The sequence below is a fragment of the Spirochaetia bacterium genome, from assembly GCA_022482625.1.
GTDB lineage: Bacteria > Spirochaetota > Spirochaetia > Sphaerochaetales > Sphaerochaetaceae > Pleomorphochaeta.
On record JAKVOU010000001.1, the window covers coordinates 2,716,583 to 2,740,379 of the forward strand.

17 protein-coding genes and 1 pseudogene are annotated in these 23,797 nt (G+C 44.4%); 1 reads left to right on the forward strand and 17 read right to left on the reverse strand.

Annotated elements, in window-relative coordinates; genetic code table 11:
* Positions 1-366: 366 nt before the first annotated feature.
* The 5 genes and pseudogenes from LKE40_12340 to LKE40_12360 all read right to left on the reverse strand — a co-directional run bounded on the left by LKE40_12340 (position 367) and on the right by LKE40_12360 (position 7,924).
* Positions 367-1,548: a GntR family transcriptional regulator gene (locus tag LKE40_12340; GenBank protein MCH3918219.1), complete on the reverse strand. Its 1,182-nt coding sequence runs from the start codon at positions 1,546-1,548 to the stop codon at positions 367-369.
* A gap of 97 nt (positions 1,549-1,645) precedes the next feature.
* Positions 1,646-4,792: a glycosyl hydrolase-related protein gene (locus tag LKE40_12345; protein ID MCH3918220.1), complete on the reverse strand. Its 3,147-nt coding sequence runs from the start codon at positions 4,790-4,792 to the stop codon at positions 1,646-1,648.
* Between the two features lie 56 nt (positions 4,793-4,848).
* Complete coding sequence (locus LKE40_12350) at positions 4,849-5,670, reverse strand: carbohydrate ABC transporter permease (protein ID MCH3918221.1); 822 nt, start codon at positions 5,668-5,670, stop codon at positions 4,849-4,851.
* Positions 5,671-5,686: 16 nt separating this feature from the next.
* A complete protein-coding gene (locus tag LKE40_12355; protein MCH3918222.1) occupies positions 5,687-6,580 on the reverse strand; it encodes a sugar ABC transporter permease in 894 nt (297 codons plus the stop codon).
* A 73-nt stretch (positions 6,581-6,653) separates the two neighbouring features.
* Positions 6,654-7,924 (reverse strand): annotated as a pseudogene (locus tag LKE40_12360) (extracellular solute-binding protein).
* Between the two features lie 791 nt (positions 7,925-8,715).
* Between LKE40_12360 and LKE40_12365 the strand changes: the two are divergent.
* Positions 8,716-8,961, forward strand: a complete 246-nt coding sequence (locus LKE40_12365; GenBank protein MCH3918223.1) for a hypothetical protein — start codon at positions 8,716-8,718, stop codon at positions 8,959-8,961.
* Between the two features lie 23 nt (positions 8,962-8,984).
* On the opposite strand, the gene LKE40_12370 is transcribed toward LKE40_12365, so the two are convergent.
* The 12 genes from LKE40_12370 to LKE40_12425 form a co-directional block, all read right to left on the reverse strand.
* Positions 8,985-9,134, reverse strand: a complete 150-nt coding sequence (locus LKE40_12370; protein ID MCH3918224.1) for a hypothetical protein — start codon at positions 9,132-9,134, stop codon at positions 8,985-8,987.
* 68 nt (positions 9,135-9,202) lie between these two features.
* On the reverse strand, positions 9,203-10,228 hold the full coding sequence (locus LKE40_12375) for a LacI family transcriptional regulator (protein MCH3918225.1): 1,026 nt from the start codon (positions 10,226-10,228) through the stop codon (positions 9,203-9,205).
* 267 nt (positions 10,229-10,495) lie between these two features.
* On the reverse strand, positions 10,496-12,574 hold the full coding sequence (locus LKE40_12380; protein ID MCH3918226.1) for a pyruvate formate-lyase: 2,079 nt from the start codon (positions 12,572-12,574) through the stop codon (positions 10,496-10,498).
* A complete protein-coding gene (locus LKE40_12385) occupies positions 12,571-13,419 on the reverse strand; it encodes a glycyl-radical enzyme activating protein (GenBank protein MCH3918227.1) in 849 nt (282 codons plus the stop codon). Before LKE40_12385 ends, LKE40_12380 begins: the two co-directional genes overlap by 4 nt.
* Before the next feature lie 204 nt (positions 13,420-13,623).
* Positions 13,624-14,685, reverse strand: coding sequence for a zinc-binding dehydrogenase (locus LKE40_12390; GenBank protein MCH3918228.1), 1,062 nt, complete (start codon positions 14,683-14,685; stop codon positions 13,624-13,626).
* Positions 14,686-14,700: 15 nt separating this feature from the next.
* Positions 14,701-15,546 (reverse strand): carbohydrate ABC transporter permease, encoded by an 846-nt coding sequence (locus LKE40_12395; protein ID MCH3918229.1) that lies wholly within the window; start codon positions 15,544-15,546, stop codon positions 14,701-14,703.
* 16 nt (positions 15,547-15,562) lie between these two features.
* Positions 15,563-16,459 carry a sugar ABC transporter permease gene (locus LKE40_12400; protein ID MCH3918230.1) on the reverse strand — a complete coding sequence of 299 codons (897 nt, stop codon included), beginning with the start codon at positions 16,457-16,459 and terminating at the stop codon, positions 15,563-15,565.
* Positions 16,460-16,530: 71 nt separating this feature from the next.
* Positions 16,531-17,832, reverse strand: coding sequence for a sugar ABC transporter substrate-binding protein (locus tag LKE40_12405; GenBank protein MCH3918231.1), 1,302 nt, complete (start codon positions 17,830-17,832; stop codon positions 16,531-16,533).
* Positions 17,833-18,528: 696 nt separating this feature from the next.
* Positions 18,529-19,977, reverse strand: a complete 1,449-nt coding sequence (locus tag LKE40_12410) for a hypothetical protein (GenBank protein MCH3918232.1) — start codon at positions 19,975-19,977, stop codon at positions 18,529-18,531.
* A 287-nt stretch (positions 19,978-20,264) separates the two neighbouring features.
* Positions 20,265-21,746 carry a tripartite tricarboxylate transporter permease gene (locus tag LKE40_12415; GenBank protein MCH3918233.1) on the reverse strand — a complete coding sequence of 494 codons (1,482 nt, stop codon included), beginning with the start codon at positions 21,744-21,746 and terminating at the stop codon, positions 20,265-20,267.
* A gap of 9 nt (positions 21,747-21,755) precedes the next feature.
* Entirely contained in the window at positions 21,756-22,226 is a 471-nt protein-coding gene (locus tag LKE40_12420; protein MCH3918234.1) for a tripartite tricarboxylate transporter TctB family protein, read from the reverse strand.
* Entirely contained in the window at positions 22,223-23,683 is a 1,461-nt protein-coding gene (locus LKE40_12425) for a sulfatase-like hydrolase/transferase (GenBank protein MCH3918235.1), read from the reverse strand. Before LKE40_12425 ends, LKE40_12420 begins: the two co-directional genes overlap by 4 nt.
* Positions 23,684-23,797: the final 114 nt, after the last annotated feature.

Here is a 23,797-nt window from a genome sequence, read left to right on the forward strand (position 1 = left end):
TTGGTGTTTGTTTTGCTATGTGCAGTGGCATCGGAAGAGTCCGGTGCCACTGTCGCTTTATGTCATTTTTTTCTTTGATGCTAAGACTTCTGCTTATGAATGAAAATTAGAGTTGCCACTCTGAAGGCAAAGGTTCCTGCCTAGCTTGCCGTGCTTGATGGCAGTTCGATACCAGGTACATTCAGTGACGATTTTTCCCATTGTAAGCGAAGCGGAAGGTGTCGTTCATATGCTCTTTTCTTCACCAGTCTTGAGGCTTTCAGGAAGAAATTCACGGTAGCCTATGGAAAAACAACAAGAATAAGGGATATTTTTTTCAGCATCCTCCATCCTTGTTGATAGTTCTCAATCCGAAAAACCGTTCTGTCAAGAATCCAATTTCCGGCAGGAGGCCCTTTCCACAAGCTTGACAGGCAGAATCTTATTATCTATAGGCTTTCCCTGCAGCTGATTGATGACTATCTGTGCGGCACAGCGTCCCATCGTAGAGAAATCCTGTACGACGGACGTAATGGGGACCCGTTGATACTGGGAAAAGGGTAAACCATCAAAACCGATGAGGGAAAAGTCTCCGGGGATGTGATAACCGAGCAAGCCACAGGCCCGCAGTATGAATGAGGCCACGATATCATTGATTGCAAATATTGCCGAGACCCCCTGTTCATGAAGATTGGAGATCAACCCACTGTAATAGGCTTCATCATAGCTCCGCATGCTTTCCCTTCCACCCTTCTTGAAACTGACATATCGGGGGCAGTACGGCAAGTTGTATTTCTTGAGTGCCTGGCAGTATCCAAGGTAACGGTCTCGGATCGAGGATGCATCCTCGAGAGGCAGATCCGAGATGAAAGCTACCTTTCGGTGACCCAACTCGAGAAGATAGGAGGTAGCCAAGTATCCCCCGTAATGGTTGTCGCTGCAGACATATGGTACATTTAGTGCAAAGAGATACTTATCGAACGTGGCAAACGGAATCCCGTCATAGAGGAACCTATTGACTATCTCATAATCGAAGCTCCCTGAACGGGGATAGTAGATGATTCCTTTCGTTCCATCTTCTTTGAGTGAAACCAGCAGTTCCTCGACGGCTTCCGTAGTATCGAACCGCGTATAGAGATGAGTTACCAAGCCATTTTCTTCGATTACCGAGGATGCTCCGTCAAGAGAAGCAGCAAAACCACCGAAATCCGAATCAGAGGGATAAATCAAGGCTATGGCATTCGTAAGCCCATCGGTGACATGGAGGGTGCTTTCCTGCCGAAGGAAAGTTCCCTTGCCCCTGACCCTTTCGACATAGCCTTGTTTTTCCAATTCCTCCAAAGCCCGTTTGGAGGTAATGCGACTGACATGGTACTGTGCTGACAGTTCCTTTTCCGTAGGCAGTCGGTCTCCGACCTTATATATGCTGTAGTTGATCTTCTGCAGCAATTCATTGTAAATCATCTTGTATAGCGTTGCCATTGATGTGGGTCCCTCTTCCTTCTTCAAATTGTATGGGATAAACAAGGCAGATGCAATAGAAGCCACAGCAATCGCCCTTGAGGACATCGTTTGTTTCCCGAAGGTTCCGGCCAGCCTGAAAAAAAAGGAGGGGCAATTCCGATCCCCTCCTCTTTCAAATTGGACTATCGGCACAGCCGGCATGCTAAGTGAACTGTACCCGGAATGTCTTGATTTCATAAGGCAGTATGGTGAAGCTTGCGCTCGTCTCCGACAAAAGGGAAACCGGTTCAAAGCCTTGTTCAATCATGTTGCATTCTACAATCGATGCAATCGGACAAGCGAAATTCAATGTGACTGGACAACGTCTGTTGTAGCATTCGTACAGCCGGATGATCATTCCCTTGCCATCTTCCGCTTCCTTGACTACTTCAATCACGACATTCTCACAGTCAACTGAAACGAAGGACAATGACAGGGGGAGCTTGCCACCGACTGTCTGCTTCATCCTGACTTCCAGGGGATTGTTCAGCCCATAGGCCTGACCGACCGTGTCGGCATCCCTCCAGTTCCCGACATGGGGATAGATTGCATAGGTGAACTCATGCAGTTCCTTGTCAGCTTCCGGATTGGGGTAGATTGCCGACTTGAGCATCGACAATCCGACCTTGCCATCCTTGACGCTGCATCCATACTTGCAGTCATTGAGGAAGCTGACACCGAATCCATCCTCGCTAATGTCCAGCCACTTGTGGACACAGACTTCGAACTTGGCGAAGTCCCATGAGGTATTGCTGTGGGTTGTCCGTCTGACGTTCCCATACTGTATGTCAAAGGTTGCTTCCTGTGCATGCACATCGACAGGGAACCAATCCTTAAGGAATATCTGATGTTCCTTCCAATTGATGACGTTCCTTATGTCAATCCTGTCCAATCCGGCATATATGTAGATATACTGGGTAATGGTGGAATCCAGATACTTCCGTTCGATCCTGATGCATGCCCTGACCGGGCCTTCCTCCACCACATCCCAGCCTGAGACGTCATCAACCTCCCATGACTTCTCAGTATAGTAGTTGTTTACATCCCAGGCATCGAAGTTATGGGGACGGTCCTCATAGCTGACGATCCTGTTTGCACAGCTGCCTTCAGGAACGATTTCCCGTGAAGCCCGTTTGTCATAGATACTCCGGAGCTGGCCCTTGGCATTGAAGTCCAATGAAAAAAAGTTGTTTTCCAGATGGTCTTTCTTTACGATCAGCTTTGAAGAAGCCGTCCATTTCTGTTCCGTTTCCGTTTCGAGGGTAAGGTAACCCTTGGACGGAATCTTCGGAGCAAGGCAAATCAGTGTCCCGTCGGCAAGCCTCTGCACCGGCAGATGGTCGGTACCATCGGTCAAACCCTTGACCTCATTCCCGGCAGTGAAGGCAAAGCATTCACGTGTGCTCTTGCTGTTGGGGTTGAACAGGATCAGCGAACCTTTCTGGGCCCCGATTGCATCTGTAAGCTGGGAAAGCGAAACATTCCTGAGCTTTTGACTTTTCATGGAAAGGTACTCGTAGTCGGCCGTGGAATCATCATAGACTTCTTTGATCGAAGATCCGGGAAGAATGTCATGGAACTGGTTGCTCAGGATGAGTTCCCATGCCTGATACAATTCCTTTCCTGGATAGGCACAGCCCAGCAGTTCGGTGGAAAGAGTTGCATAACATTCATTGTTCTCATAGGCAAATTCACTCTTTCGGTTGTACTTTTTGTTTTTGGCCATACTGGTGTAGGTCCCACGATGGTACTCAAGATAGAGTTCACCGACCCATTTCGGTAGATACTTGCTGCCCTTGACTTCAGCTTCAAGCTTACGGAAGAAATCTCCCGCACGGCTCATCACCGTCTGGGGGCAGCCAGGAATACCTTGGGCCAGCCTCCGTTGATTCTCGAGCATGTCTCTCGTCGGTCCACCGCCGCCGTCTCCATAGCCGAAGCAGCAGAGAGTCTCATTGTTCAGGTCTTTCTGGCTGTAGCGTTCCCAGCTGCCCTTCATCTGGCTCGGGTTGATGTAGCCGTTGTAGGACGTGAAGTGTTCGGTTTCGACGCTACCTTCCACCGCGGCCCGGTGATAGTCCCGCGTTGGAATGAAGTGCGTCAGGACCTTCGATCCGTCGATGCCCTCCCATTCGAAGGTGTCATAGGGCATCTTGTTGAATTCATTCCAGCTGATCTTGGTCGTCATGAAGTAAGAAAGCCCGCATTTCTTCATGATTTGGGGCAGTGCGGCAGAATAGCCGAAGACATCAGGAAGCCAGAGGATACTGTTGTCCTTGCCGAATTCTTCCTTGAAGAAGGAGAGCCCATGCTGGAATTGCCTGACCAAGGATTCTCCGCTGGCAAGGTTGCAATCTGCTTCGACGTACATGCCGCCTTCGACTTCCCACCGGCCTTCCTTGACCCGTTGCTTGATCTGTGCATATATATCGGGTGCATTCTTCTTGACATACTGGTAGAGCAGAGGCTGGCTTGACATGAACACGTACTCGGGATATTCCCTCATCAGTTCCAGTACCGTTGAGAAACTTCTGACAGCCTTGTCTTGTGTAACCCGATGTGTCCACAGCCATGCACAGTCAATGTGGGTATGTCCGATACAATACACCTTGACCGGCCGGGGACCGCAGAGATTCCCGTAGAGCGTCTGCTTGAGATAGGCATGGGCACGGCCCAGGCTTTCCCTGAATGCAGGAGAATCTTCCTTCCTCATATCCAGCAGGTTGAGGGATTCATTGAGTGCCTTGATGATGGCAATATAATCCGTGTCATCGGATGGCAACAGCCTGGCGACATCGTAGGGAACCTTCAGGTCATACCAATAGAGGTCGACTTCCTTGTCCAAGGGTTTGATGGACCCGTCAAGCTTCAGGGAGAAATTCTGGTCTCCGGTGAAGGCTGAAAGCGTAATGCGGTACGAAGTACCCGGCACGGCGTCTTTGCACAGTAGGGCAAGGCGATGGTTGACATCCATCCCTTGGGTGAGCTTTCCGTCAACATAGAAGGAAAACTGCGGATTCGTCGCATCCCACTGGTTTTCCTTTCCCGTACGTAGTTCGAAGAACACCGGCATCCCTGCAAAATCCTCCGGAATGACTACGGAGGTATCGAACCAGTAGTAGACCCTGTGACCTCCCCATATCTGGGAATGGTCGAACTCCTTCCACGTCGAAGTGTCCAGCTTAGCGACATCCGTAAATCTTTCGTTGCTTTGAAGCATCCTGTAGTGTTCTATCGGCTGAGTCATTGGGTATCTGAGCTTTCCCAGATATTCGATCAGCTTCCCTATTCTTTCTTTGATCAAGACCATTTGATTTGTCTCCCAATCGGATTATATCGATGCAGCAAAGCTGCAAGTATGTCATATCAGCCCTTTGAGGCTCCTGCGAGAGTGAAGCCTTTGGACATGTAGTTCTGTGAGAGTATGTACAGCAGGATCGACGGCAGGGCATAGATGATTGAGAATGCTGCCAATGGTCCGTAGGCAATGGTGCCATGCTGACCGAAGTATTGGTACAGCAACACCGATGCGGGTAGCTTGTCCTGCGAACTGAGCAGGATATAGGGAACGAAGAAGTTTCCCCAGCTGCCTGAGAACGTGTAGATGAAGGTGACGCAGATTCCGGGGAACATCAGCGGAGCTATGACATCCTTCAGTGTGGCCAAGGTCCCCGCTCCTTCTATCTTGGCGGCTTCTTCGAGTTCAAAGGGTACGCCGTCCATGAAGTTCTTCATCAGCCATATACCGTAGGGCAGTGAAGACGCAGACAGGTAGAGGATTACTCCCGTGATGCTGTCCAGCAGATGGACGCTCAGGAACATCTTGTATACCGGGACAATGACGGCGATCATCGGCAGGGCCGTCATGAACAGGATCGAGTACATGAAGGTCTTCTTGTAGCTAAGGTGGTAGCGGGACAGGGGATAGGCCGCCAACCCTGACACTACGACTACGATAGAAGACTGAACCAGCGATATCACCAGTCCTACTCCGAAGCCTGAAAGGTTGCGGGCATTGGAAAGTACGTCGGTAAAGTTGCCGAGCGTCCAATGCCGTGGCAAGTGGAGCGCTTGGCTTGCATTGGTATCCAAGGAAGCCAACACCAGCCAGACATGCGGCATGAGAAAGGCTAGGGCGATGATTGTCAGGACCACATACTGTGTTGCATTTACTTTTCGTTCACTCATACTATCCTCCGCTTTCCTAGTCTTCGTTCTTGAGTATCATCGTATAGACGATGCTGCAGAGAGTACCGACGAACAGCAACACCATGCCGATTGCAGTTCCCTGCCCCAGCTGGAAGTTCTTCAACCCCTGATAATACATGTAGATCGGGAGCGTCGTCGTTGCATTCCCAGGTCCGCCTCCAGTCATTGCCCAGATGAGACCGAACACACCGAGTGTCGAAAGCGTGTTGAGCATGGTGTTGGTACCGATGGTATCCTTGATGCAGGGCAGGATGATCCTGAACAGCGTCTGGAGCCTTGTTGCTCCGTCCACTCGGGCTGCTTCCTCAATCGAGGACGAGACATTGCCGAGTGCCGACTGATAGTTCAGCATGGAAAAGGCTGTGCCATGCCAGATGTTTGCAAGGATGATGGTAAGCATCGGATGTCCGTAGATCCATTTGACGCCGGGAAGGTGGAGGGCCCTGAGCAAGGTGTTCATTGTTCCTGAGGTGTCGAAGAATGCAAAGCAGCATAAGGCAACGACGATTTCCGGCATGACCCATCCGGCCAGGATGCACGGTCCGACAAAGCTTCTGAATGCCTGGTTCTTCCGTTGCATGAGATAGGCTACGAGGAAACCGATCACGGATTGTCCGACCAGGCTCCCCACAAGGAACAGCAACGTGACGCGGATACTGGCCCACATCCTGGGATCGGTGAACATCGTCGTATAGTTTTCGAAACCGATGAAATGAAAGTTCTTGGCATTCGATCCTGTCAACGCCAGATTGGTAAATGAATAGTATACGGTAAGCAGGATCGGGATGATAAAGAATGCCACCATCAGTACAATTGCAGGAATCAGCAATACTGATTTCTTCAGGTCATACCTTATCTTGGCTTTTCTGTCTATGCTGTCAGCAGCCATGTTTCCTCCAATTGCATCGGGACGGCCATTGCATGGCAGCAGCCGCACCGATTGAATCCAGATATTCGTGTATCTACAGTTCTATGACATTTTCCTTGCCGACGGTCCGTGTGACGTCCTTCCCGTACTGGGAGATGGCATCGTCGATGGATGTCCCGCTCACGACTGATTCGACCATTGTCTGGATACAGGTCGACACTGCTGAATACTGGTCGTTCTGCGGACGGAAGTCAGCAGTCTGCAACAGATCTGTGGCCTGTCTGAAGAACGGCTGGTCAGCATAGGCCTTGACCGTGCTTACGTCAGTCCGTGTGCAGATGTTGCCTTGTTCGATGATTGAAGCCGTGTAGCATGGCTCCGGATCCATCAGATGCTTGATGAAGTCGAACGTCAATTCCTTCGCATCGGAATTCTCAGGAATGGAGAACGCCCAGCCTCCGGAAAGCGTGATTGTCTTGGGAGCTTGTCCGTGATCGGTCGGCATGGCCGCCAATCCGAACTTGGTGGCATAGTCTGAAACTGGGGAAGGTCCCGTTTCCTTCCAGTTGCCCGTGATCCAGATGCCGTCAAGCGTCATGGCAAGCTTGTCATTGGGGAAATATTCCCGTGCCGAGGTATTGGAGGCCTGACCGTTGAGTACGAGGTCCAATGACGGCCCATACCCCTTCGTATAGATGTCCTGGAGGAACTTGAGGGACTTTTCGATTCCCTGGCTCTTGATGACCCATTTGCCGTCTGGCGTGATGAGCCTGTCACCGGTTCCGTAAAGCAGCATCTCATAGGTCTGCATTGAAGTGGCTTCGCCGGTAGCTACGCCGGAATTGCACCAGAAGGGAATCACACCTGGGCAGTTTGCCTTGACCTTGGCACAGAGGCATCCATGATGTCATCCCATGTAGCAGGCTTCCAGTCTTCACCTTCGGTGATGACTCCGGCTTTTGTCAGCAGGGCCCTGTTGTACCATAGTCCCCTGGTGTCGGTACAGTACGGGATGCCATAGACGGAACCGGAGGCATCACTCACAGCTTTCTTCATGGCACCATAGTATTGTCCGTCGTTCCAGGCCTTGTAATTTTTCACAAAGGGATCGAGATTCGTCAGGTAACCGGCACTGACATCATTTGGAAGCTGAAAGGTATCTTCCGTTACCAAGTCAGGACAGGTCGAAGGGTCGGACAACTGAAGGGCTATCTTGGTGAAGTAGTCACCTTCGGAAGCTGTGATGGGAGCAATCTTCAGATTGACTTGATCTTTCTTGTCCCAAGTATTATAACCTTTGGAAATCCACTGCCAAAGCTGTTGGTTCTCTCCTCTGCCGTCGTCGCGGAAGCAATAGGTGATCATAGGTTTCCCGTTGTCCGTCGTTTCCTTGTTCCCCTGTGCAAATGTTGCTCCTGTCGTTATCATGGACAGGATAGACAGCACTACCATGATTTTTTTCATACGCTTCTCCTTTTTTAGTTTTTTTGAATATGCATATATCATTTATGGTATTTTCGTTAAATTATAATGCATATACAGGCTAAATTTGATATAATTCTAAGTCTGTTTATATCATATGTCAACTAAAAAAATAATGAAACATTTAACAGTCTTTGTTATAATAATACTTATTGCCTTGAAATAAGTAATTATGGTAACTGATTAACACGTTTTTGTACAAAACTTGGATAGCAGTTGTATATATCATTTAATGAATTAGAATGATATAGATTTCTCGGTGGGGTCACTGAGAGAAATGCCGCTTTTCTTCTCTGAGGGACTCTTTTGAATCCGAAGTCAAGCTGGTTCCGTGTTCAAGACCACCGATAGCTTCCCTAATTATTTGTCGGACAATGGAACGATACGTTGGCGTCTTTCACTGAGATTTTCAGCAGACGATTTTCTTTTACCAGACAATCAGACAGAAGGTTCAGTTGTCAGTCTGTCGATACCAAGTCAGACATCCGGGTCTTGTTCCATAGCAGATCTACAGGCTTGTCCTTTCTTATCAAACACCATCACAGATGCTGCAGATCAGTCTTGAAAGCCTCCAGTCTGTATAAGATATCCGCTGGAATGCAGTTTTCAGCAAGATCGTAGTATTTTTACGTTTCTTTCTTATGATAGGTTGTTAACGTGTATATGATAACCGCTTGATCAATTCCTTCGGGAAGACCGGTTCCGGCATCAGCAGATACAGATGCCGGGGAAAATGCGGCAGGATGTTTACACTTCTCTTCAATACTATGTTTGACCGCAGGAAGATTCCATTGTCGCAATGGCTCGACTTTCTCCTTTTACTTTTCAGACTGATACATCTGGTTGAGTACCATGTAAGAACGACAAGGAAGTTGTTTCGTGACAGTACCGAACCTGCCGTCAAGTCGAGGCCGAAGTAGGTGAGATGAAAATTGGTCGTCTTTCAAGCTGAATTTTCATTCTGCCACTTTGCAAAGATTTGGGTGGACTTTGTATCTATGTGTAGGCTTTTGTAATGTTTTTTCCCTATGATTATTTTTCCAAGGTTGTCTTCGTCATCGATTGCCCATTGGATTTTTTTCTTATTCCTCATCTATGGGATTTGTTTGTTGCCATACGAATTGTTCAACCTATTGTGTTGGGAAATATGAGGGACAAAAGCTATTGCTTGGAGTGGGATCTGCTTTGAGGTATTACAGACTCTCCCTTTACCCTGGTCGTGTTGATTACCAATTGGATTGAAGAGGATTTTTCGCCTTGGATCCGTCTCATCAGTATTTCTACGGCAAATTCACATATCTTTTTCTTGTTTGAATTAATCGAATCCATTGAAAAAGGAATAGCAATTCGGCTTTGGATGTTATCAAAACCAATTATGGAAATATCATGTGGAATCTTTTTACCACTGTTCTTCAGGTATCGCCATGCATTCCATGCCAGCACATCATTGAAAGCAAACAAAGCCGTAAAGTCCTTTTTTGTAATTGATGAAAGAATTTCATTGAAGTCACTGTCCTTGACCAAGGGGACTTCAACAATCAAGTCCTTGTCTATTGGCAAGTTTGCTTCCTTGACAGCTTTCAGATAACCATTTTTCCTTTCGATTGCGCTGGAAATGTAATGGGGACCATTCAACAGCAATATTCGTCTGTGGTTATTCTCAATCAAGTACTTTGTAGCCTGGTAACCCCCAAGTTCATCACTGCAGATAACATAGTCGGTATCAAGTTGATAGAATCTCCTTCCAAGTAATACGAAAGGAATGTCCGTAGTTTTCAGGTATTCAATGTTTCTGGTGGTTTTTTGTGTCGGACATATGATAATTCCTTCAACCCTGTTGTTTATAGCTGATTGGATAGCAGCAAATTCACAGTTTTCATCTTCATTGGTATTAAGGAGAAAAGAACTGAACCCGTTTTTTGAAGCAGCATATTCGATTTCCTTCATCTGTATGGCAAACAGGGGATTTGACACATCACCTAGAATTACTGCAATTGTCTTGGTCGAACCTGTGCGTAATGAAGAAGCAATATTATTGCCGATCAATCCCATTCTCTGTGCTGTTTTCTGTATCTTCTTCCTTGTCTGGACTGCAATATCATCCTTTTCCCGTAATGCCCGGGAAACAGTGTTGATGCTATAACCGGTCTCTTGAGCAATATCCTTTAAGGTAACCCTTTTTTTCATTATGCAGAATTTTCCTCATTGCATTTCACTTCTGTACATTATAAACAACATTAACGAAAATAGCAATAATCATACGTAATATTCATGACAATGACAGATATGCCGGATTATGAATATCCGTATTATTTTATGATGTTGTTTAGAAAAACAATTGCTTAAGGAAATGACGGCCCAATTGTCGGCAATCACTTGAAATCAAGGGTTGCTTGATTCTGTTCTGTGGTTTGCCGGTTATATTTTCCCTTGAAATTTAATGTTATCCTTGTATTATGTCGATAATTCAATACGTTGGATTATATGGTCTTGGTAGCACTTGTCCAATTCTACGAAATAGCCGCTCCATCCCCATACACGTACAATGAGGTTGCGATATTTCTCAGGATGTTTCTGTGCATCAAGAAGCGTATCTCTGTCAACGGCATTCAGCTGTAGTTGATGTCCCCCGAGGTCAAAGAAAGATTTTACGAATGTAGCAACTTTTTCGATGCTTTCGGAATTACGGAACATCGTATCATGCAGTTCCAATGTCAGCGGACCACCGTTGACGCATTTTGAAAGATCACTTTTTGTAAAACTTTTTATGATTGACACAGGCCCGATATTCTTGCAGAACAGTGACGGTGAATAATTTGCAGGAATTCCTTCTCCTTTGTGCCTGCCGTCAGCAGTGGCCATAAGGTCTTTTGAATGCCAGATATAGTACATGGCAGAACCTGTTCCTGCCCGGAAGATACCTCCACGGTCATTTCTATGTCCTTTCAATGCATTGCTGAAAGTATCCAGCAGATGAGCGGCTATGGCATCCACTTCGTCATCATTGTTTCCCATTTTCTCAGATTCATAACGAAAGATATTGCATATTCTGTTTTCATTCTTGAAATCATCATTCAGGGTCATCAGCAATGCTTCCTTCGTCATTGTTTTCTGTTCATAGATGTATTTTCTGATGTTTATCAGTGAATCGGCTGCTGTAGCAAGTCCTGTCCCATGGAAACCATAGTTATTGTATATACAACCTAAAGAAACATCTTTTCCTTTTTCGACACAACCATCCATCATCAACGACAGAAAAGGGGCGGGAAACAGAAATACGTTCTTTGTGCTGTCCATCAGGTCATTGCATGCTCCCCGGATATTTGCATCTATGGCATCTTGGAAATCCTGATACGTTTCGCACTCAAGAAGATGTGCCGTCGTGGCATCTGCAACTGCCCCTGCGAAGGACAAAGCTCCGATATTCGGGATATCCATTCCCTTTCCCGGTACAATGAATTCCCAGCAGGCAGCGACGACATAGTTATATGCATCTTCCTTACTATATCCTAACTTGATCAGGCCTGGGATGATGATGTCATCACTGCTATATTGGGGAAAACCAAGACCCTTTTTTGTGAGGTTCGTTCCAAGGATATATGTAGAAAGGGGCGTGTGCCTGTGTACCCGTACGTTGATCTTCGGATCGATGACATGAAGGTCATAGGCAGCTTTCAGACAAAGTTCTGAAAGGCTGTTGAACTGATCATGTCCTTCTTCATCCATGCCTCCCAGCACCATGCTTTGTCCGTTGTCACCTTGCTGCATTCCCGGATACATGTCACTGTCACGGTTGAACGTAAGGAAAAATTCCTCAATAAGTTCCAGTGCAGTCTCTTCTGTATATATGCCGTTGTCCATATCTTTTTTGAAATATGGATACATGAACTGGTCAAAACGGCCGATGGTATTATGATAATTCCTGCCACACCACATGCAGAAATGAATGATCCGGAACATCTGCAGTGCTTCGAGAAAATTCCTTGGAGCAGCTTGCGGTACCTGTGACAATGTCCGTGCAAGAAATGGATTTTTGTTTTCTTTTGCAGCTTCCTTATATTTTTCTGCCAGAGCCTCAATTCCATTTAGGATCCGGATTTGCTGTTTTTCAAGATGGGCTTCGTCGAGGCATCCTCTTTTTTCGAAATCAACGATATTCTTTTCCAATTCAGTTTTTTTTGCCTCAAAGCCGACTGACAGCAGTTTTGCATAGTCAACATTGATATTGCATACATCGCCTTTTTCATGGATATGATAGTTATTGGAGAGTTTGGTCATTTCAGAGTCAGTGTAGATCTCGGGGATGACTGGTATCGTCCTTGTAAAACCGATACGTTCATTTTGGAAAACAACGGCTTTTTCATGCGCAAGTACGTAGAGCAGCCTTTCAGTGGCACGGTCCAGGGGAGAGGTATCATTTTCCTGGAATTGTTCGGCTAGAATAAAAGGATTCACAGGAGATTGTCTGAAGGCTTTTTGTCCTTTTTCTTCTATGAAGAATTTCCTTAGTTTCTTTATATGGTCTGTCATCATAGTATCTTGCTCCTTATTCCATATTTGGAAAATATCTTTGTATCGAGAAACACTTTTTGGTTTTCATCGAACGGCGGCATATATTTTTCCCCTATCATCTGGTACTTGGCGCCGGCAGCTTTCTGATAGGGGAGTAATTCTACTTCCTGCAGGTTCTTGGCGCCGCTGAGAAAACGCGCAGTTTCCTCAAAATTTCCCTGATTGTCATTTATACCCGGTATGCAGGGAATACGGATGGTGAAAGGTTTGTTACCTTCGAGAAGGAACGAAGCATTTTTCAGAATGGACATGTTGCTTTTTCCGGTGTATTTCCGGTGCAGTGCATCGTCCATCATCTTGATATCCATGATGATGAAGTCAACGTTCCTATAAATTTCCCTGAACAGGTTTTCGTTTGCATAGCCACTTGTTTCGATGGCTCTGTGGTATTGCTTGATCTGGCTGAGGACATCCAGGAGGAATTCGCCTTGTAGCAACGGTTCCCCGCCGCTGAAAGTGATTCCTCCTCCATACCTTGCATAGTAATCGGCATCTTTGCCTAAGCGTTTTGCCAATGCTGTACTTGAAATGACTTCACCGCAGATATGACGGAGATGCAAGGGACATTCATCGATACACTTGCCGCAAAGAATACAATTTTCGGGGGAAGGACAGGCTGCATGGCATTTACCGCAATGAGTACAGGAAGCGACGCTTACCATCAGTTGTGGCTTAGGAGAAATGCCCTCGGGGTTATGGCACCATAGGCAGTGAAGGGGACAGCCTTTCAGAAAAACTGTCTGCCGGATTCCTGGTCCGTCGAAAATGGCCAATTGCTTGATATCAAAAATAATTCCGCTGAACATGATACTGTCCTTATGATTTGAGTAGTTTATTGTACATGGATAGGCAAGAATACATTATCGATAATGTACAAAACGTAGCAAACAGATCTATGCTGAAGGCTGTAGTATCTCTTATCCGACCCTTGTGAAAAACAAAGGGTCGGACAAAGATTCATCAAGACATTCTGAAAGCAAAAAAGTTGTTTTTTGCTTTCAGGGAGTTGCCTATTTCAGTTCCTCATCAAAACAGACGGCTACCTTCCCGCAGTTCCCGCTTGCCATCAGCTGATAAGCATCTGAAGCTTTCTGCAGGGGGAAACGGTCAGTAATGAGGGTATCCGGATGGATATGCCACCGGACAAGGTGTTCTACAAGGTCTTCCATTTTCCAAATGGAAGTGACCCAGCTTCCGATCAGGGTCTTCTGTCCATGCAGCATGTCGGGCGATGGATTGAAATGAAGGCTCTTACCTTCCCCGATCATGACGATTTTTCCCCAGTTTCTCGTTGCCCTTATTGCCGTTTGCCTTCCAGGATCCGAGGCTGAGCAATCAAAAGCTCGCTCTGCACCATGGCCTCCTGTACATTTACGTATGTCTTCGACAGTAGTTTCGCAGGGGGTAAATACCTCATCTACCAACCCGAGTGATTTTGCTACGGCAATCCTTTCCTGATTCATTTCCACCCCGATTAGTTTGTTTGCACCTAAGGCCTTGCATAGCATCAGGCAGGCAAGACCGACAGGTCCCAATCCCACCACAAGTACTGCATCGTCACCGGATACACCGGCTTTTTCTATTCCTTCGTAGACAGTACCGAAACCGCAGGCTACTTGTGCTCCGTCCGCATAACTCAATGCATCAGGCAGGGCAATAAGATCCTTTTCGTCTGCAAGGAGATATTCTGCCATTCCTCCGTCACGTTGCCATCCGTAGGCGGCCCGTCTTGGTGAAGTACAGCTTACCATATATCCCATTCTGCAATCATGGCAGACTCCGCAGCCTGAGATATGATAGACGATGACCCTGTCACCTTTCTTGAATCTCTTCAGTCCAGGACCTTCTTCGACGATCAGGCCACACGGTTCATGTCCGGCAATGACACCTTGATATCTTTCCGGACCGATACCTATGTGTTCGCGGTAAATGCAGCGTATATCGCTTCCGCAGATCGTAGAACACTTCATTTTGAGCAGGACCTGCCCAAAACCAGGGGTAGGAATATCGTATTCACGCAGTTCCACCGTACTGTTTCCAGGCAATACGGCACCAATCATTTTTCCTTTCATGACAAACTCCTTAAGTTATCCTTTTACGGCTCCGAAACTTAATCCCCTGACTAGGGATTTTTGAATGAAAACAAACATAATTATCAACGGAATTACCAGGATGGTACCGGCAGCTGCCATACAGTTCCATTCAATACCGGTATCGGTGACAAATGATGAAATAGCTACAGGAAGTGTCTTTGTATGCATGCTGGTGAGGATAAGAGCAAAGATGAATTCACTCCATGAGAGGATGAAGATGAATATACCTGTGGCGATGATACCCGGTTTTGCAATTGGATAGATTATCTTTGTCAGTATCTGCAGCTTGTTGCAGCCATCCAACATGGCAGATTCATCTTCTTCAACCGGAACATCATCAATGAAGCTTTTGATCATCCAGACTGAGTAGGGAAGATTGACGACTGTATAGATAAGGATTATGCCTGTATATGTATCAAGCAGACGGATTTTTGACAGTATCAGGTATATGGGAATCAGGATGGCAATCGGGGGCAGCATCTTTTGGCTCAATATCCAGAATGCAAGATTGTCGGTGAAGTCATTTTTGATTCTTGAAAGTACATAGGAGGCCAAAGAGGCAACTATGACTGAAAAGACAGTAGAAATAACACAGATGATCAAGCTGTTTTTGAAGTATCTGAAATAACTCAATGTTGAAAATACCTGGATATAATTTTCAAATGTAGGATGCAGGAACGAATAGAAGAAGGATTTGTTTCCTTCTATGTAGTTTTTTGATTGGAATGATACTGAGACAAAGTATAGGAACGGAACCAGCACAAACAGAAGTGCTGCAATCAGGATTATCCTTCGCAGAAGAGTACCTGCAAATCTTTCAATTTTGATTTTTTTTACCATGATATGCTATGTCCTTTCAATCATTTTTTTTGTATTTGTTTATTGCAATCTGTGAAATCAGGATCGTAAATACCAGTAGCAGCAGGGATGTCGCGCATGCATAGGAAGTATCAAATAGTTCAAATCCTTGCCGATAGATGAAGTAGCTTACGGTTTCCGTATTCGTACCTGGTCCACCGTGTGTCATTGTGAAGATCTTATCGTATTCACGGATAGCATCCATTCCGCGGATCAGCATGGTAATGAAGATGGTCTTCTTCAGTGATGGCAAGGTGATATACCATAGGATCTGATGAGATTTTGCTCCGTCAATTTTTGCAGCTTCAAAGAATTCCACGGGCAGTGCCTGCAGGCCGCTGTAGAGAAAGAGAATGACGAAAGGTGTCCATTGCCAGATATCCGTTACTATGATTGACGGCAGTGCAGATTCTTTTCTGCCAAGGAACGGATATCGGTTTAATCCCATTCTTTCAAATAAGTTGTTGAGCATTCCTATGTCGTAGTTGTACATGAAACGCCATAATAAACCGACGATGATAGGTGTCAGCATCATCGGAAGAAGGAAGAAAACCAACAATCGTCTTCCGAATACTTCTTCCTTGTTCAGAAGCAGGGAAAGAAAGAGACCAAGGCCTAATTCAAACAAAAGACTGAAAAATACAAAAATGATGGTCCTGGAAAATGACAGCAGGAAGCTTTTTTCCATAAAAGCCTTTTTGTAGTTTGCAAACCCTACGAACGTGGTTTTGTTGAATGGTCTTGCCAGTGAAAAGTTTGTACAGCTGACAACTACGGAATAAATCAAGGGGTAAATGTTGATCAATAAAAAAAGTACAATAGTCGGAAGCAGCAATGTATAGCAGGATCTGTCTTGTTTTTCTTTTATGTCAAGCTTGTTTCTTTTAAATTCCATGATGTGTTCCCTCTGGCTTTTCATACCCAAGGATATCTTGGGTATGAAAGGTCGTAAGACAATTTCAGATTCTACTTTTTTGTTAATGGCAAGATATCTTCTTCTGCTTTTTCCAAAGCTGCCTTAGGTGACAATTCACCTGAGATTGCCTGTGCTATCCTTACGTTCAACAGTTCATTGATTTGAGCTCCGCTGATTCCATGGTAGAAAATCACCGATTTTTCAAGGATGTCTACGATTGTCTTTACATGTGGGTTTACAGCGAGCAGTTCTGGATTACTTGCTTGGGATAACCTGGCTGCATGCTGGCGTCCATGGATTTCCATGTCAGTTGAGTTTGCTTTGTCTGTCAACCATAGTACCGTGTACGCAGCGGCGGCCTTATGCTTTGAATAACTTGAGACTCCCAGAGCCCATCCTCCAAGGCAAGCTCTGTATTTTACTGTAGTATTTTCGGATTGTACCGGAAATACAGTACATGAAATCTTGCCCTTGACCGGGACATCAGAGCTTTCTACTTCAGGTGTAATTGCAGAAGCACTGACCCCCATGGCAATTGATCCCTCTTTTGCACTTTTGTTCAGCTCATATTCACCGTAGGTGTCAATGTCGGGTGGACAATATTTCTTCAGTTCCCTCAAGAGATTGATTGCATCTATTCCTGCCTGACTGTTGAATGCCGGCTGATTGTCTTCATCAAACAGTTCACCGCCCGCACTGAACAGGAACGGTACCCATGCCAGTGTCAGGTTGTTTCCTCTTCTGGCGGGGAATCCGAAGCCATATTGATCGATTTTGCCATCATTGTCAGTATCTTTTGTGAGTGCCTTTGCCACACTTAGCAGCTCATTCCATGTCTTTGGTGCCTCAAGTCCTGCTTGCTTAAGCAGATCTTTCCTGTAGAAGAAGACCCTGGTATCAGGCTGATATGGGAACCAATATGTGTTCTTGCTGCCATTGAATTCTTTCCAGACATAAGGGATGATGTCGTCAATTTCCGGATCAGGGTAGTCGGCTTTACCGATATACTGGTTGAGAGGTTCTGCAAACTGAGCATATTCAAAGGACCACTCGGTACAGGGATTTATTATGTCATATCGCTTTGCACCGGTAACATCTGCCAATTGCTTGGCCCGGATGTTGTCGTAGGGAACTTGGTCTATCTGTAGATTTATACCAGTTTCTTCCTTCAGCTTGGGGGCAAGCACATTGATCATGTAGTCAGTGTCACTTGAAGTAAAAATCAACGCATTGACTGTTTCCCCTTCAAACATCTTCTTGTTGCCGCTGTCGTCTTCTTGAGCTCCATTGGCAAAGACAGCCAATGAGGCAAAAAACAGGACGGCAAAACCTGCCATAACCTTCTTTTTCATAAAATACCTCCTTTGTATCGTTACGAAAACATTAACGTTAACATTATTAATATCACTGATATCTGTATCCGTCAAGAAAAAAATGTTCTCAGACAAGGGTTATATGATGAGAAAGTATCAGGGAAAAAGAAAATTGGAGATGTCGAAACAGGATTCTTTTTTCCTTGTAAGCGGATAATAAGTGACATAGAGTTGAAATACGCGGAAAAGGCTGATGTTCATTTCGTAGAATAATCATAGATAGTCGTATATCCAAGGATGTGGGTGGATTACCATAGAAAATACTGCATGGGAAAACAAGAGAAAATACGTATGGATGCTATCAGGTTGTCATCGGTGGTCCATGGGAAGGCCAGAAGATACTCTCTGCAAGACTAGGCAGGAGATTGAAGAGTACTTCAAGCACTAGACATCCTCGGGCTTGATGCAAGCCACATACAGGATGCCGACGCCTTACTGCAGCTGCTCTACGGAGCACTTGCCCACATCGCCCAAAATAATCTCACCGGCAGATACTCGTTCAGGGATGTCATGCATACCCTTGGAAACATACAGGACAACAGAGGCAAGGAGACATAATACCACATGTGTTGTTTACCCGCAGAATACGGGGAAGTGCTATCAGAACCTGGGAATCAGGATAGATGATTCCCTGAAAGCATAGGGAAAACTAAAACTGAAGGCTACAGCCTGCTACTATTGAATATGACTATTGTTTCCTTCCTTTACATATGTATCATAGTAATCAAGATATTTGCTATAATGTTTCATATATAGATCATGATGAGAGGTGATTGGATAGACCGCTTTTCTATCTTGTTGTATATATTCTTTTTCTTGTATGTCAAGTATATCCATTGACAAAGCAATTCCACCGACCAATGATCCATGCGTGCTACGATCAATTTCAATAGGACGGTTGAATATATCGGTACACATCTGTACCCAGCTTGGGGAATGCAGGATACCACCTGAAAGCTGTATTGAATGAGGTTCGTAATTGATGGAGACCAATGAGTTATAACATTGATAGATATTGAAAAGGATACCTTCTTGGATTGCTGTATACAAATCGTATATGGATGTATCCGGCTTAAGATTCATGAATATGCCGGAAGCAGTATCCTGCCAGCCCGGGCAACGTTCACCAAATATAAAGGGAAGAAAAACGGGTATGTCGGTCTTTACAGTATATGGTAACTCAAATTCACTGTATTTCCAATTGGCCATAGGGCTTAGTAGATTCTTATACCAGTCAATGCAGTTGCAGGCTCCTGAGGTTGCAGCTCCAGATAACCATGTTTTGGGAGAGTAATAGCACCATGTACTGTGACTTTTTGATAATGCAGGCTTATCTACCGACAGACGGATTGCAGCACTTGTCCCGATTGAAAAGGTCATTGTGCCTTTTCCAAGGGCATCGGTTCCTATTTGGTTGAGTCCACCATCGGAATTGGTTAAGATTACCGGAGTACCCGACTGTATGCCCAAATAACTGGCAATTTCTTTAAGTAACCCTCTTGTTTCAGTGGATTTGATGATTTCGGGCAAAGGACCTTCGTCGATTTTTGATTCCTCCAGTAACATAGGATGATATGTCAGTTTCCGTATATCGAGGAATCCGCTTCCTGATGCTTCACATTCTGTTACGGCATACCGGCCGGTGAAACGGTAATTATTATAAGTTCCTTGTCCTCCGATACGGCAGTTGCTCAGGTCTTTGATTTGTTTCTTTTTGTTTGCCAATTTTAATTTGAAGAAAGGATAGCTGGCATTTACCATACAACCGGTCATGTTGTAGTAATTATCTGTATATGCTTTGTCTTTCCGTAATTGCAGGCATAGGTCGGATGCCCAGGTACAGTTCCATGGCATCATAGGAATAAGAGGATGCATCTTTTTGTCAAATATACCAAAAGAATGCCACGTTCCACCCAATGATATCATATCAATTCGGGACTCGGTATCAAGGACAGTCCTTGCGACGTCCAACATTGTTTTGAATATGGTTTCTGCATCTTGTAATGTAATATCGTCATACATATGGGGAAAAGCTTTTGTTTCCAAAAGGGTCTTCCTTGCAGCTGTATCGAAAAGCATGGCTTTTGCTGCCGATGTAGAAGATTCAAGTGCTAGGATTTTCATGATATTTCCTTGATTTATGATTTATTTCCAAGTTGCGGCTTGATTGGGGAAAATACAAACGATTTCTATTGCTCGGTTTCTGTGGGTTTGTCTCCATATCAGAAATAACTGTCCTTTCCTAAAAACACAAACTTAACTCCAGAACAGATATCCATCAGCTTTAGGAACTGTGCCGGTTGTATCCTGCTATCCGATCAATTAATGTTTCATTGAAAATGACATTGTTTCATTTCTTGCTCATGCCTCTACATGTTGTCAGCAGTTATGTATGCCTCGTAAAATTTGCGTTATGCTTTTTTATGCTTCAGCATGACAAAAATGATACTGGCAATTGATGCCAAAATGAAAAAGAGCGAAATCGGAGAAGTAAAAAAAGGAATCAGACTATTGTCACTGTATGAAAGACCCCGTCGCAGATACAATTCTGCCAAAGGTCCGATAATATACCCGATAATAAAAGGCTGGGTACTAAAATGCCATTTCTTCATAAAAAATCCTAAGATTCCAAACAAAAATATTGTAAATACATCAAAAATCCTATAATTCAAACCATAGGCACCGATGATACATAATAAGCTGATAAAAGGTAACAATATATGTTTTGGCAATGAAAGTACGTGTACGAATCCTCTGATTGCAAAAAATTCTACGACAATCATAAAAATATTTGCAGTTATCAAAATTGCGAATATCAGATAAATCAACGAAGTGTTGTTTCGGAAAAGCAAAGGTCCCGGTGTCAGTCCTTGCATAGTCATTGCACCAAGTAATAAGGCTGTAACAGCATCTCCAGGGATTCCCAAGGACAAAAGGGGAATCATTGCTCCTCCTATTGCTGCGTTGTTTGCGGTTTCAGAGGCAACAATGCCCTGATTACATCCTGTACCGAAAATTTCTGGAGTCTTTGAACTTCTTCTGGCAATATCATAGGACATCATGCTGGCAAGTGCTCCTCCGATTCCAGGAAGAATACCTATCAAAACTCCTATAGCCGATGAACGGAAGATGTTTCCTGTTTCTTGTTTCCATTCCTTGAAAGAAAAACCAAATCCTTTGAAAGATAACTTTTTTACTATCTTTTTGACCAGATGTTCACTTTTTTCATCTACATAGAGGAAAAGTTCGGATACTGCAAAGATACCGATCAAGACTGCAACAAGATTGAAACCATTTGAGAGAGAAGTAATGCCGAATGTCAGTCGTGGAATTCCATCAATCGGAGCACCCCCGATCATGGCAAGCAATATACCTAGGAAACCCGATATGATTCCTCGGATGATGTTCTTGGATGACATGGTAATTATCATTGTCAGGGCAAACAGCATCAATGAGAAATATTCAAAGCTACCGAATCTGATGGCAATTTTTGCCAAGGCAGGCGAAATGAAAATCAAGGCACAGATGCTCAGCATGCCTCCTACGAATGACGAACAGATACCTAATCCAAGAGCCTTGCCAGCATATCCTTTCTTTGCCATCGGATAGCCATCGATCGTCGTAGCTATGGAAGCCGCTGTACCGGGTACATTCAATAATATTGCGGCAACAAGACCTCCTGAAAAACCACCGATATATAACCCCAGCAGCAATGATATGCCCATATTGGTATTCATTGAGAATGTCAAAGGTAAGCAAAGGGCAATTGCCATGGTTGTTGAAAGTCCTGGGATTGCACCAAAGAAGATCCCGATACCGACTCCGAGCAATACCAAGAACAGTATACTAGGATGCAATACCGTCGAAAAGGCACTTAGAAAAAGATGTAGCATCCTTACCTCCTAACGTAGGAATAAAATTCCAATAGGGACATTTATCTTGAAAAGGAAATCAAAGATAAAATATACACAGACTGTAAAAATCACCGAAAGCATCAGGTAACGTAGTATTTTATTTTTTGTTACTGCTTCTTGATCCAGCAAGCACATTTCTCCGAATAAAAAGAAACTACCACAGAGAATCAAACCAAAGATTTGAAGACCCAGACCACAACAACCGAACAAAACGACGGATAGGATGATTTTTTTACTGATGGAAATCTTTTCCTCTCCTGGTTTCTTCGTTTTGACATAAAGCACTTGATTGACAATAGCCAAGGAGAACAGTACCAAGATTACGAAACGAGGTAATGCTGCAGGTCCTACTGAAAGCATCTTATTCCTTTTTACAATGTAAAAAGAATCAATAAAGAAAGATAATGATAAAATTATAAGAAAAAGTGAAGAAGGCAATATACAAGATTTTTTTCTCACCGTATTCCTCTCTGTAATTTCATATCCCGTCCACGGAACAATTTGTTGTTGTCTTTTAGTGAAGATATGAATTGATAGTCTTTGCTTGGCAAGCCGACGAATTTTCCATTCTTGATCCAATCAGAATCTTTTCCATGTAACTTAGCTTTTAATTGGTCCTTTAATTCCAGAATTATCTGTCGGTAGGCTGGTTCTGCGATAAGGTCGTGCATTTCATTCGGGTCATTGATCCTATCAAAGAATTGGAATTGGTTTCCGACAGCATAATAAATCAATTTGTACTTTTGGGTAAGTATCATCCTTGTTGCTCTGTCATCTTCCCATAGTTCACAATAACTATAAGTCCTCTTTTTCTGATCCAACATTGAAATACCATCAACATCATCAGGAATTTCCAATCCAGTCAATTTCAGTAGGGTTGGCATGATGTCCTTGAGTTCAACAAGTCTGTCATCCACAACGCCGCATTGGCAGTCCGAATCATAGGTCGGAATCAGAATCATCGGAATGTTTACAGAGTTTTCATACATGAGGAACTTGCCCCATAGGTTATGGTTACCGAGCATTTCTCCATGATCAGCGGTAAACAATAGTATGGTATCTTCCAGGATTCCTTCTTCCCGCAATGTACCTATTACTAGTCTGATCTGATGATCAATATGGGTGCAAGTGGCATAATAGGCTTTTTTGGCATTCGCCAATTTTCGTTTGGTATCGATATGATACATTTTGGAATAGTACTGGTAGGCAAATGGCAAAGTATCTGTTTTCATTACCCAATCTCCGATATAGGGTTCACGGAATTCTATATCTTCATACATATCCATATAGTCCTTCGGTGGTACTAGCGGCGGATGAGGTGCACTATAGGAAAGGTACCAAAACGCAGGTCTTGTCGGATCTCTTCTTTTGATTGTTTCACACATGTCCCTGGTTGCCCATGTGGTTGGATGAAAAGCTTCATCCAGGTGAAAAGGGCGTGCGAAGTAATCATTATTGCACATACCATGGGCAAATTCCAATCCTGGAAAGCCATTTTTCATCAAGAACCTTTCATAATCATCTTGCTGAAGTCCTTCAAAATGTCTTCCTTCTTCACAGAGATGCACATCATCGAATCCTATTCTGTTCCGTTGCGGAAATACATGTAGCTTACCCGTTGCATAGGCTTGGTATCCATTGTTCCGAAATACTTGGGCCAACGTTGGCAAAGTGGAAGGCATTTCAAGCTTGGTGTTGAAAATCCTATCGCCATGCTTGACATCGCCGACACCAAGCATCAGCTCCCTTCTGGCAGGGATACTGACAGGTGTCGTTGAAATAGCGTTGGTATATCGGATGCCATAATTTGCCAGTTCATCCAAAGATGGCGTAAGGATTTCATTTTCTCCTGCACAGCCCAAATACTTGCCTGACCATTGGTCGACAGTAATCAATAGTACATTTTTCCGTTTCATTTTAAAGCCCATGTGTCCTTCTAAAACTGATTTTTATTTATGATAAATGAATAAAAGACTTGTTATTTCAGTTTGAAATTTCTTGGCCCAAGATACTGGTTGATATGATTATGT

Excerpts from the sequence above, each read along its gene's own strand:
- LKE40_12375 (MCH3918225.1), bottom strand. The coding sequence starts at position 10,228 with ATGAAAAAAAGGGTTACCTTAAAGGATATTGCTCAAGAGACCGGTTAT.
- LKE40_12355 (MCH3918222.1), bottom strand. The coding sequence starts at position 6,580 with ATGGCTGCTGACAGCATAGACAGAAAAGCCAAGATAAGGTATGACCTG.
- LKE40_12400 (MCH3918230.1), bottom strand. The coding sequence starts at position 16,459 with ATGGAATTTAAAAGAAACAAGCTTGACATAAAAGAAAAACAAGACAGA.
- LKE40_12345 (MCH3918220.1), bottom strand. The coding sequence starts at position 4,792 with ATGGTCTTGATCAAAGAAAGAATAGGGAAGCTGATCGAATATCTGGGA.
- LKE40_12385 (MCH3918227.1), bottom strand. The coding sequence starts at position 13,419 with ATGTTCAGCGGAATTATTTTTGATATCAAGCAATTGGCCATTTTCGAC.
- LKE40_12370 (MCH3918224.1), bottom strand. The coding sequence starts at position 9,134 with ATGAGGAATAAGAAAAAAATCCAATGGGCAATCGATGACGAAGACAAC.
- LKE40_12425 (MCH3918235.1), bottom strand. The coding sequence starts at position 23,683 with ATGAAACGGAAAAATGTACTATTGATTACTGTCGACCAATGGTCAGGC.
- LKE40_12410 (MCH3918232.1), bottom strand. The coding sequence starts at position 19,977 with ATGAAAATCCTAGCACTTGAATCTTCTACATCGGCAGCAAAAGCCATG.
- LKE40_12340 (MCH3918219.1), bottom strand. The coding sequence starts at position 1,548 with ATGTCCTCAAGGGCGATTGCTGTGGCTTCTATTGCATCTGCCTTGTTT.
- LKE40_12395 (MCH3918229.1), bottom strand. The coding sequence starts at position 15,546 with ATGGTAAAAAAAATCAAAATTGAAAGATTTGCAGGTACTCTTCTGCGA.
- LKE40_12390 (MCH3918228.1), bottom strand. The coding sequence starts at position 14,685 with ATGAAAGGAAAAATGATTGGTGCCGTATTGCCTGGAAACAGTACGGTG.
- LKE40_12380 (MCH3918226.1), bottom strand. The coding sequence starts at position 12,574 with ATGATGACAGACCATATAAAGAAACTAAGGAAATTCTTCATAGAAGAA.
- LKE40_12405 (MCH3918231.1), bottom strand. The coding sequence starts at position 17,832 with ATGAAAAAGAAGGTTATGGCAGGTTTTGCCGTCCTGTTTTTTGCCTCA.
- LKE40_12415 (MCH3918233.1), bottom strand. The coding sequence starts at position 21,746 with ATGCTACATCTTTTTCTAAGTGCCTTTTCGACGGTATTGCATCCTAGT.
- LKE40_12350 (MCH3918221.1), bottom strand. The coding sequence starts at position 5,670 with ATGAGTGAACGAAAAGTAAATGCAACACAGTATGTGGTCCTGACAATC.